This window comes from Reyranella soli (assembly GCF_007992495.1).
Taxonomy (GTDB): Bacteria; Pseudomonadota; Alphaproteobacteria; order Reyranellales; family Reyranellaceae; genus Reyranella; species Reyranella soli.
On record NZ_BKAJ01000249.1, the window covers coordinates 1 to 9839 of the forward strand.

Consider the following 9839-nt stretch of genomic DNA (forward strand, 5'->3'; position numbering starts at 1 on the left):
TCAGATGAGCTTCCCCATCGAAGCGGCCGATGCACGCGTCGGATTCGCCGGAAAGATGAATAAACTCAAGGGTTTCGTCGAGCGTGTCCAGGCGCGGCCGGCCTACAAGCGTGCGCTGGAACGCGGCGGGCCACAGACCTTTTTGAAGTAAACCTGTCCGAGTGCGCGGGGCGTAAACCGAACGGCGCTAGCGATGCATTAGCGCTCAGTTCTCCCGGCCCGAAACCCTCGCGATCTCCATCGGCCCGCTGCTTGATTCGCGGCCTCCAGTCGTCAAATTTTGATTAAGCGCTGGCGAGATCCAGAGCACAGAATCGACGCTCCGTACCCGCTTCAGTACCCGCTATTGCATCGACTTCTTTCAACTATGCCCGGCCCGAAGGTCTTGCGCAGCGCGCCGAAGCTGTAGGGAATGCCTTTAATGGGTCGACCATCGCCACAGCCTACGCCGCGGGGGACGTCGGCGTTGCTGCGGCGTGGCGGCGCGATCGGGTAGGCAATGTCGGCATGGTGCATGGTCGGCCGGACCCTGCTCCGGCGACCTACCCTCGTGCTCGTTGGGCTAAGTCAACGAGCAGCTGCAGAAAACCGAACCGATGTGCGCCAGTTCTCCGAAACCTCGTAGAGGGCATTTGATGGGCTGACGCCCTGGTCGTAGGCGTCGCGGCCCTTGCCTAGGGCTGCCACTGCGATACCGGTAATCAGAGCCACCAAGAATAGAAACGAAACGTTGCTGTCCATGCTGGTACTCTACTTTTGAAAGAACTCCTTACCGGGCGTCGTTGCGGCGCCGATACCAGCTCCAACCGCTGCGCCCACCAGAACAGGAGCCAGCAACCAGCCGGCAACCGCTCCAATGGCCAGGCCTGTTCCCGCGCCCATGCCGCCGCCTGTTACAGCTCTTTCGCCCCAGGTGTCGCCGCAAGCGGACAGAAGGAAGGCAAGCGGAATTGCGATCGATGCGCGGCGCCAATTCATTCGAGACGGCGTCCTTAACGGCTCTCATTAGCGCCGCCTTGAGGCATCATGTCAAGAATGCCTCGTAAAGCATTGTTAATATTAATTTTTATCGATCCCTTTGGGGAGAGGCTAGCCACGTTGATCGCGTTGCGCGGACACTGTGCTGGCGCTCCTACCTGTTGAGCTTGCAGTGCTGGCAATCGAGCGTGCCGCTCGTGCTACAACGCCGCCTTGTCGACGCCGATCGTTTACCGCTCGCCGGAATCTCGTGCAGCGCATCTCGAACCTGCTGCGCAAGGCCGCGGCTGGCGAGATCGACCATCGGCACTTGGTCGACCAGCTCGCCGCCGCGATTGCCGCCGCATAGCGACCGGTAGGACGTCACGATGGCAGCTGATGAGTTGGAAGCATCACCGAGGCGAGACAACCAGGCCCACTAGCGTTCGGCCAGCCGTTTGGCGAGCCGGCGTGTACCCAGGGACGGCAGGCCGATCGCGCCGCACTGGGCGCACCGGTAGCGCCGGCCGGCGATCCGCTGGTTGCGCAGCTTCGGTGCCTTGTCGTCGATCACAGCCCAATGGCCGCATTTCTGGCAGGTGACCGCCATCTCCAGGCCGGCGGGCTCAAGGTCGGCAAAGGTGCGCGGCGGTGCCGTCTGAGTCATTGGCGCTGGTGCGGATCCTCGGCGGGCGGACCGTCGGGCTCGATCCGGTCGACTGCGTGGCCACGGCGCTCGACGTGGCTGAGTTGGTGCCGGAGCACGGTCATGGGCATGTGGGCACCTCGACGCCGCAGGCCGAGCATTTCCAAGTCTATTGCTTGTGCATATGCATAACTTGGCGCTGGCAAGTCCCGCTTTCCACAGGCTGTCGATAATTCCGATTCGCCCGTAATAGCAGGCGCTTGAAGCACGGAATTCAAGTAGTGAGGCAGCGCACCCTCGAGCAGGCCGGCCGTTGTGCCGCTACTCTCGGTAATCCGGATGTAATCAGCGCAATCCTAGACTGAGTATTGCCGAACCGTCTGACCGATCTTAGCGGGGGCTGATTTCGGCGACGGCCCCGTCGCTGGGGGAGTGTGGGCCTAGCGCGGGGCCGTCTCGTTCGTGGCTGCCGTGGACAAGTTGTGGTCGTCTGGAAACACGGGTCGTGCCTAGGCAAAAATCAGCGATTGCCGTCGAGAGAGCGGAAGATGGTCTCGTCGCGCGGCGGGCCGATGATCCAGATCTAGTCACGCTCACGGCGGCGGGGCTGCAGCGGCTCGCGGCAAGCCACCCTCGATGACCTGTGATCAGCGGTCGTCCCATACCACCGCACTTGCCTTAGCCCTCTCGCTCGTCACCTCGGAAATCCCACTGACAATTGCCAGTGCGGCGATCACCGTCAGAGCTAGCATGTACCAGCGGTTTTGCACCGAGTCGCCCTCCGGTTGACACCCGCTAAACGCGCGACAACTTTCGCGGTTCCTCTTACGGCTTCCGACCTGACCCGGTTGCCTGGCGCCTCATCTTGACGGCGAGAAAGGCGGCCGAAGCCACCTTTCCCTCTCAATGCTTCCACGCTTCAGGCCTTGAGGTTTACAGCCGCCTCTCTGCCGCGCTCGCTTTGGACTTCGTAGCTGATCTTCTGCCCTTCGTTTAGGCCGTGCAGACCCGCTCGCTCGACAGCGCTGATATGGACGAAGACGTCCTTGCCGCCGCTATCCGGCTGAATGAAACCGAAGCCCTTTTGAGCGTTGAACCATTTGACCGTGCCTGAAGCCATATTAGGTATCCTAGTGTAAGCGCGGGAGTGCGCGCCGACACGATAGCGCAATAGCAAGCGGCTCGCCTCGGCCACCGGTGGCGAGCTCAGGCCACCCGACTGTTCACATTTGCACAGCCTTGCGCTGCCAGGCTGAAGGTGACCTTGCTTGCCTCCACACGATGGAGGCGACGTCATGGAACGTGGCTTGCTCGTCGAACCCAGTCCCAACGAAGAAAGTGCACTTCAGCGAATCGCCTTTGGGTTCGATCAAACGGATTTGCGCCTCGACTACCTCACGAGATTGAAGTTCTTGGGGATGTAAACGGCCCGTTTATGCGGTGGTGGCGATTTGAAGTGCAATTGAAAGCAGGTCGTACCGTTTCGTTCCTTCCTTGGGGGGACCCACCCTGGGAGGCACAGTTCGGTCCGGCGTGCGCTGGGGCGTTCACACACAGCGTCGACTTGCGCACGCCGTTTCCGCTGCAAGCAAGTTTGAAACGCATCGACGTCGAGGCAGGCGCCGCGCGTCTACGGGTTAAATCAATAAAATGTTGTCGCAGGTTAATGCGATCCGGAATGAGGTGACTCAATCTGGGGCTAGCCATTCGCAACGCCCCCACACGGCAGCAATGGTGAGGCCCCGCACGGCCCGCTCCCAAATGCTGTGCGGGGCCGCCTATTTCCGACATCCCGCAGCAAAACGACCCGCCGAAGCCGACCGAGGTGATCCTACCCGATCAGCGCGTTCCTGGGTCAGCCGCTCACCAGAAACACCGCCATCGCTGTCAGCGCAATCGAGCCAACCAGGACTGTGGCCAACATGGCCGCCCCCGCTAAGGCAAGCATTCGAACCATAGCTTTCCCTCGATCGAAGGCTAGCCCCCGACGAGAAATGCCAAGGCAACAGCGTCCAAAGCTGCGATAGCAATGAGCCCAATACCTGCTAGTGCGAACACTTGAGGCATATCTCCCCTCCTTACACAGACTGAGCCACGCATACTCAACTGTCTTCTTTTGGAGGGGGACTGATCCAAGGAGGCTATGATACGAGGCGCGCCAGAGTCAAAATCCGGCTCACTGGAGCGTTTTGTGGGGCCGGTGAGTCCCTTTGAGCCCACCAGAGGCCAAACCTTTGTAAGAGTCGAAAACCGGCCTTTGCGTCGATGCTACGTTTCAGGGCCCCCGTCTGACGTTCGCATGGGGCAAAGCATTGCCGACGAAAGTCATGAAAGGCAGTACGGTCCATTACCCTAAGAACTTCACTGCGCTGTCGTAGACGTGGCGCCGCGGCTCCAGAGGCGAAATCTTGAGGAGTTAAGGAAGCGAGGCCGCGGCGCAGCATTTTTCCCCACCGCGAGCGCAGCTTTCCCGTAGCCACCCCAGCAAGCGCGGAAAGGCGTATTGACTAATTAATTGATTGTGTAAATACTCAATACGTTCGTTTCGAGTTTTTACACGTGGCCAAATTCGTCTCCTATCTCCGCGTTTCGACCGCGCGCCAAGGTCGGTCAGGCCTCGGCTTGGAAGCGCAACGCGAGGCAGTCCGGGCTTTCGTCGAGGGCCGCGCTGGCAAGATCATTGCCCCCGAGTTTGTCGAAACGGAAAGCGGCAAGCGGAACGACCGCCCCCAACTGCAAGCGGCCCTGAGCCGCTGCAAAGCGACGGGAGCCACTCTGGTCGTTGCCAAGCTAGACCGCCTTTCGCGGAACGCTGCATTCTTGCTGACCCTGCGGGATAGCGGCGTGCCCTTTGTTGCGGCGGACATGCCGGAAGCCAATACGCTTACGATCGATATCCTCGCCGTGGTCGCCCAAGCCGAACGGGAGGCCATCAGCGCCCGCACCAAGGCTGCGCTGGCTGCTGCTAAGGCCCGGGGCGTGAAGCTAGGCAATCCCCGAGGCAGCGCCAACCTGAAGCCAGGTTTTGGCAGTGCAGCGGCATCGGAAGCCGCACAATCGTTTGCTCAAGGCTTGCTGCCCATGGTCAGCGAGTTGGAGGCCGAAGGCCTGTCCCTGAATGCCATCGCCCGCCGCTTCAATGACGACGGCATCCGCTCGCGCCGGGGTGGCGTCTGGACCGCTAAGGCGATTTCTAATCTCAAGGCCGCAGTGATCTGAATACTGCCTTCGAAAGTCGTACCTAAGTGCGGGTTACAGTTTAACCCGCACTCTCGCCTGTTTGTCCGTGCGGCTCTGCGCGGCCCGGCTTCCGGGGCTGACTGTAATCGGATTACAGTGAGATCCGTGGTTGCCTCTCGCTGTCGACAAGCGCCGAGCTCCCGCAGGCGTCACTGTAACCAATTACAGTGAGGCGGCCATCGTCGGCTCACTTGAGTGCGGGTTAGATTTCAACCCGCACCTTCCTGCCCCGCCAAAGCACGAGATACCCGCAAGCGGTGCTAGGACCTGATTGCCCCTTGTTCTCAGGGGAAATACCTCACTGGTAATCCTCATAGGCGCTTGGCTTGCCTTCAGGATGGTCTACGGGCTAGAGCTCCTTGAGGTCAGTGAGGGGTCTACAACGCAACCGACGGCTCCCTCTCGCGTTCACACGTCCGGCCACCTAGGGCGGCGAGAGAGCTTTTGCCGCCGCTCACGCTCTCTCCGTTGAAGCGCCCAGCGTAGTCAGGGAGACCGGCACGCGCTCCACAGTTAGGGAACCAGCGACGTTCCGGTCTCCCCTCCTTCACATCCCTGGCTCTGAGGCGACGTGTGACGTACCGCGCGTGGCCTCATTGAGCCCGCCCGGCCGCCTCGATCCATCTCCCTGACGGGTCAGAAGCGGTCGGGCGTTGGCTCGAGTCCCGGACCCTGTCTCGGGCAGCGTTACGCGGCCATCCAACTGACAAGCGGCGGCGCGACTTCGTCCTCCTCTTCTACTTCAGCTACCGGGTAGGCGAAGGTAAGCGCTAGTGCGTCGCCGTCGTCGGGGGATGCCAGGCCCCGCTTGCGCATGTCGTCCTTGCGCTCGAGCAGGATGGCGTCGTGACGGTCATAGCCGTATTCGACACCCGTCAGGTCGGCTTGCAGATCTCTGTCATTTGGCAACGCGCCGAACCTCAGCCAGTCGCGCATGAACCCAGATCTCGGCGCGCTTGTTGGCGTACTTGGCGGTGGCGTCGGTGCCGTCCACACGGTCTGACTTGGCGCCGAAGTCCACGGCCACAAGGCCTGGGCAGCGAAGCTGGCTTAGCCGGTCATATACGCCCCAGCCGATACCGGTGGCGTCCACAAAGACGGCAGTGGGCTGGTGCTGGTTCACCAGCCTCATCACATGGGCAGCTAATGCATCGTGTCCAGGATGCGGACCTTCACAGCCGGGATTGAGCGGGCGTCCAGGCCACGGCGGAAGCGAATAACCGTTTGGTCGGCGCCATGCCGGGCGATGTCCACCCCCATCACGAGCGGCGACGTCTTATCCGGCTCAAGCACGCGCATGGCATCATCTGCTAGCGACCGCATGCCATCGCGCAACGCCGCCGGCATCTTAGGACGCCCACCAGGGTTTCCGGAGTGCCCCAGCCGGAACTGGCCGTTGCGAGCCCTCGGGCCTGAATCAGCTGCGGGCGGGCTTTGTTCAGTCGAGTCTGACATGCCCAGAGTTTACCTGTTATCAGGGCACGCCACCAGAACAAACAATTAAACAGCTGTTCAATTGTTCTATCGATGCCACCACGCGCGGCGCCCTCATGGGCGCGATCTTCTAATGGCCTCGACGACATCCCCTAGGCCAGCGACCGTCAGACCCCTGACGCTAAGTTAATGAAGGGTTCTGGTCTGCACCGACGAGAATTGCATTCACTCTTGGGCGTTCGCTAAACTCCACCTGATAACGCATGGCGGGGGAAAAGCATGAATGCGGAGCAGATTCTTGCCTGGCAAGCCGCCAAGAGCGGTCTTGTTCTGCCGATTGTCTACCTACGTGGCTTTGCCATGACGCAAAGCGAAATCGACGATACTACGGCGGACCCATTCAATGGTTTCAACGTTGGCTCTGTTCTAGTCCGCACCGGGTGGACTGGCGACTCGGCGCGCCACATCTTCGAGTCGCCGGTGCTACGACTGACCCAGCCTCCTTTCAACTACCGCGTGACGTTCAGTGACGGAATTCGGGGCCTAAACTCCGAAACCAAGAAGGAGTTGGAGAGCTGGTCGCAATTGCCATCGGGCGTAGGCGGAGCAGCAGGGTCACCGTCCAAAGCGATCATCGCGATCTACCGCTACTACGATATCGACTCGCGCCTTTTTGGCGGGGAGTCCTCCGCGTGTATGGAGACATATGGGTGGGGACTCGGTCGGCTTATAACCGACCTGTTGAGTGTGACCGGAGCAAAAGGGGTCTACTTGGTGGCCCACTCCATGGGAGGCCTCGTTGCACGGACGTTTCTCCAAAACGATAAGGTCCTGGATGGATCCCATACGAATCGAGACAAACGTAAACTGCAGGCCGTTGAAGATCTGAACACGAAGTACCCGGCAACGCGGTTGACACAGGTTGAATGGGACCGAGCTCGAGCATCCGTTCAGAAATTCTTTACGTATGGCACTCCCCACAATGGGATTACCGGCCAAGGCGGATATGGCAACTCGCTCGTCGGAGCGGTCGGCGCTCTCATGGGCTTTCAGATCGACAACTTTGATCGAACAGAAATCAAGAAGTACCTGGGCGATCCGCTGCAGGCCAACTCGTTGGACGGCAAGTTTGATGTTGAAAAGGCGTTTTGCCTCGAGGGAACTGGCGCCGCCGACTATCCCGTCGCCGGGGGGATGTCGCGCCGTCTTGTTGGGCAGCTCAGTGATGGCCTGGTTGAGGTAGATAACGCCGTTATTTGTGGCCCGAGACCAGGTGGCGCTCGTGAAGATACTTTCTTGGCGGCCCGCGCGTATGTCCGCCGAGCCCACTCTGGTCCGTATGGCATGGTCAATTCTGAGGAAGGATTTGGGAATCTCTCCAGGTTTCTCTTTGGCGACTTCCGTGTCGATGGTCACTTGGAAGTAGAAGCAATCGACCTGCCGCCCGAGATCGAGAAAGCACGAAAGGACGGGAAGCAGGTTCGGGCGTCGTACAGCTTTGAGAGCTATCTACGTGTCCGCGGCGAGAAGTGGGCAATGACTGAGCGCCTGGCTCGAGATGGCGCCGCCGCGTTTCGCCGCTATGACGAACTGTTCGGCCAAGATACCAAGGGATTAACTCTTACCAAAGAGGATGAACGAAAGAGGATCCTGCACCGAAGGATCGATCTGTTTGCCGCGTTTCTCGACTCGTATCGGCGGAACGATCCTAAGCGGCAGGAGGTCTTGGCTGGTGGTGTCACGGTCGTAGGCACGATGGGGTTTGCTCTTCGTACCCGAATCTCCGTTCCAGACTATGAAGTGGACGGAATCCTATGGAGGAAGGACCACTACGAAGGAAGTTCGCTTCTAGATCGTGACCTGGTTTTCCTTGCCTACAAGGATGCGGATGGTTGGCAATTGGCGTGGGGAAACAACACGGGAGATTCAGCTCACCTCGAAGTCGTAAGGCCGTCGACCGACGAAGCGAAGTCATTGGCCGACCACGTTGCCTTTCGCCGACAAGCGGACGGGGTGATAGAGTTTATGCTGCCGCTCCAAGAAGTAGGACCGCCCAAAGTTGCGGTCTGGCTTAGGTTGGTAGCTCGACTAAGTACTCCAACACTTTAGATTGCCCCGGGTCGTGATTTGGCAGAGGGTCTTGCGTCGCATGCTACAAGAATTGTAGCACCACCTGAGGCTGCCAGTAAGAGCCCATGACGTGCGCACGCGCGCCTTGGGGCCTATTAATTCAGCGGCCAGGAGCAACGCGACGCGGAGCGGCCCCGCACGGGTGGGCACCAATGCGAGGCCTAACCCTCCCTCCCTTGGTTTGGGATGCCGGGAGCGAGGGCTAAAGAAGAATAGCTCGCACGCGAGCAGGCTACGGTTAGGCCAAAAGAGCTACCAACAATGCGCCTGAGCTCACATATGCTGAGCACGCAGCCGATGATCGGCCCTAAGGCTTACGACTTTCGCACAGGGACACGGTGGATGTGCCAAACGGCGCGCGGATGATGAAGGTCACAACCTCGCCGGCTTGGAACATCGGCGTATAAAGCCCAGCATTCGCAGCAAGCAGGCGTACGCTGTCTGGCGCCTGGCCGGTATGCCGGCCCGTGACCTGCAGGCGTGCCCATGCCCTGCGATTGGCATCGACCCCGGTTTCGGCGACACGGCCCGTGACGATGGCGCCGCCTTGGGCAATGACCTCATCGTCCCTTGGCGGCGGACACATCGCTGCGGCGCTTCCCGACCAGGCGAGCGCCAGAAACAACAGGACTGTCGGTCGGAACATCGCAATCTCCCGTGCTTGTCGTCAAAGCCCGCGCTCGTGCACGACGCGCTCAATGACCAGATCATCGAGTGGAAGCCGGGCTGGCGGTGCTGGAAGAACCAGGCGGCCGACTTAGCGGGCCGATCCGTTACCGTTCAAGAATACCCAAGTCTCAAAGCGCGTGACAGTCCGCAAGGTCGATCGCGGTGCCTTCGGGGAAAAGCTGCCGGAAACAAGCTTCCCATTGATCCCTGACGCTCTTTCCGGCGACGTCGGCGCAAAATCCGGACCTTTGAGCCTCATTCACCAAGCCCGTGCACCAATAGGCCTTTCCGGTCGGTTTTCCGCAAGCGGCGCTGCATGAGTTTACGGCATCCACGCAGACCGCCTCTGCACTTTCATGCGCAGGTCGACAGAGATTTAGCGCGGTGCTCAGACACTTAAACTTCTGCGAGTACTCCACTTTTTCGCATCCCGCTCGCGCAGCCTTCTGGCAAGCGATTTGGGCATCGTAGGCGGCTGCCATACACGCTTGCGCATTGTTCTGGCAGTTCGTTTGAAAGCAGTTCGCAAAATCTTGCGCGAAGGCCGGACCAAACGACAGAGCAAGGCCCATTGTAATGATCAGACGCAGCCGGATCATAATCGGATACATCCGCGCGCCCCTGCTACCGGCCGGGTGTCGAGAGGACAGCGTTTCCGAATACGTACGCGTCGCCTCCTCTAGCGCGGGTTCCACTTCTGAAGCCGCCAGGCCAGCTAGTGCGCGATCAGTCTCTTCCAGGCGATCTGGGTCGATTGGAAAAG

At 60.1% G+C, this 9839-nt stretch carries 11 protein-coding genes; 2 read left to right on the forward strand and 9 right to left on the reverse strand.

Translation table 11 applies throughout. The features are described 5' to 3' along the window. Positions 1 to 567: 567 nt before the first annotated feature. The 4 genes from RSO01_RS48120 to RSO01_RS44230 form a co-directional block, all read right to left on the reverse strand. Complete coding sequence (locus RSO01_RS48120; protein WP_170303835.1) at positions 568 to 741, reverse strand: hypothetical protein; 174 nt, start codon at positions 739 to 741, stop codon at positions 568 to 570. A 9-nt stretch (positions 742 to 750) separates the two neighbouring features. After that, positions 751 to 978, reverse strand: coding sequence for a YMGG-like glycine zipper-containing protein (locus tag RSO01_RS44220; protein WP_147157011.1), 228 nt, complete (start codon positions 976 to 978; stop codon positions 751 to 753). Positions 979 to 1396: 418 nt separating this feature from the next. Further along, positions 1397 to 1624 (reverse strand): CpXC domain-containing protein, encoded by a 228-nt coding sequence (locus tag RSO01_RS44225; RefSeq protein ID WP_147157012.1) that lies wholly within the window; start codon positions 1622 to 1624, stop codon positions 1397 to 1399. A gap of 898 nt (positions 1625 to 2522) precedes the next feature. Continuing rightward, on the reverse strand, positions 2523 to 2723 hold the full coding sequence (locus RSO01_RS44230) for a cold-shock protein (RefSeq protein WP_147157013.1): 201 nt from the start codon (positions 2721 to 2723) through the stop codon (positions 2523 to 2525). A 1439-nt stretch (positions 2724 to 4162) separates the two neighbouring features. On the opposite strand from RSO01_RS44230, the gene RSO01_RS44235 reads away from it, so the two are divergent. Beyond that, a complete protein-coding gene (locus RSO01_RS44235; protein WP_147157014.1) occupies positions 4163 to 4822 on the forward strand; it encodes a recombinase family protein in 660 nt (219 codons plus the stop codon). Between the two features lie 708 nt (positions 4823 to 5530). Here RSO01_RS44235 and RSO01_RS44240 read toward each other — a convergent pair. Genes RSO01_RS44240 through RSO01_RS44245 form a run of 3 tightly spaced genes read right to left on the reverse strand, consistent with a single transcriptional unit; the run spans position 5531 to position 6190 of the window. Next, positions 5531 to 5779, reverse strand: a complete 249-nt coding sequence (locus RSO01_RS44240) for a hypothetical protein (RefSeq protein WP_147157015.1) — start codon at positions 5777 to 5779, stop codon at positions 5531 to 5533. Then, positions 5742 to 5966: a hypothetical protein gene (locus RSO01_RS48125; RefSeq protein ID WP_170303836.1), complete on the reverse strand. Its 225-nt coding sequence runs from the start codon at positions 5964 to 5966 to the stop codon at positions 5742 to 5744. Before RSO01_RS48125 ends, RSO01_RS44240 begins: the two co-directional genes overlap by 38 nt. Before the next feature lie 20 nt (positions 5967 to 5986). Then, positions 5987 to 6190: a hypothetical protein gene (locus RSO01_RS44245; protein WP_147157016.1), complete on the reverse strand. Its 204-nt coding sequence runs from the start codon at positions 6188 to 6190 to the stop codon at positions 5987 to 5989. A gap of 366 nt (positions 6191 to 6556) precedes the next feature. Here RSO01_RS44245 and RSO01_RS44250 point away from each other — a divergent pair, with 366 nt between their 5' ends. Continuing rightward, positions 6557 to 8386, forward strand: coding sequence for a lipase family protein (locus RSO01_RS44250; protein ID WP_147157017.1), 1830 nt, complete (start codon positions 6557 to 6559; stop codon positions 8384 to 8386). A 328-nt stretch (positions 8387 to 8714) separates the two neighbouring features. On the opposite strand, the gene RSO01_RS44255 is transcribed toward RSO01_RS44250, so the two are convergent. Together RSO01_RS44255 and RSO01_RS44260 are read right to left on the reverse strand one after the other, a co-directional pair. Then, entirely contained in the window at positions 8715 to 9053 is a 339-nt protein-coding gene (locus RSO01_RS44255; protein ID WP_147157018.1) for a hypothetical protein, read from the reverse strand. Positions 9054 to 9204: 151 nt separating this feature from the next. Then, positions 9205 to 9839 (reverse strand): hypothetical protein (locus RSO01_RS44260; RefSeq protein WP_218037651.1); only part of this gene is annotated, 635 nt, incomplete at its 5' end.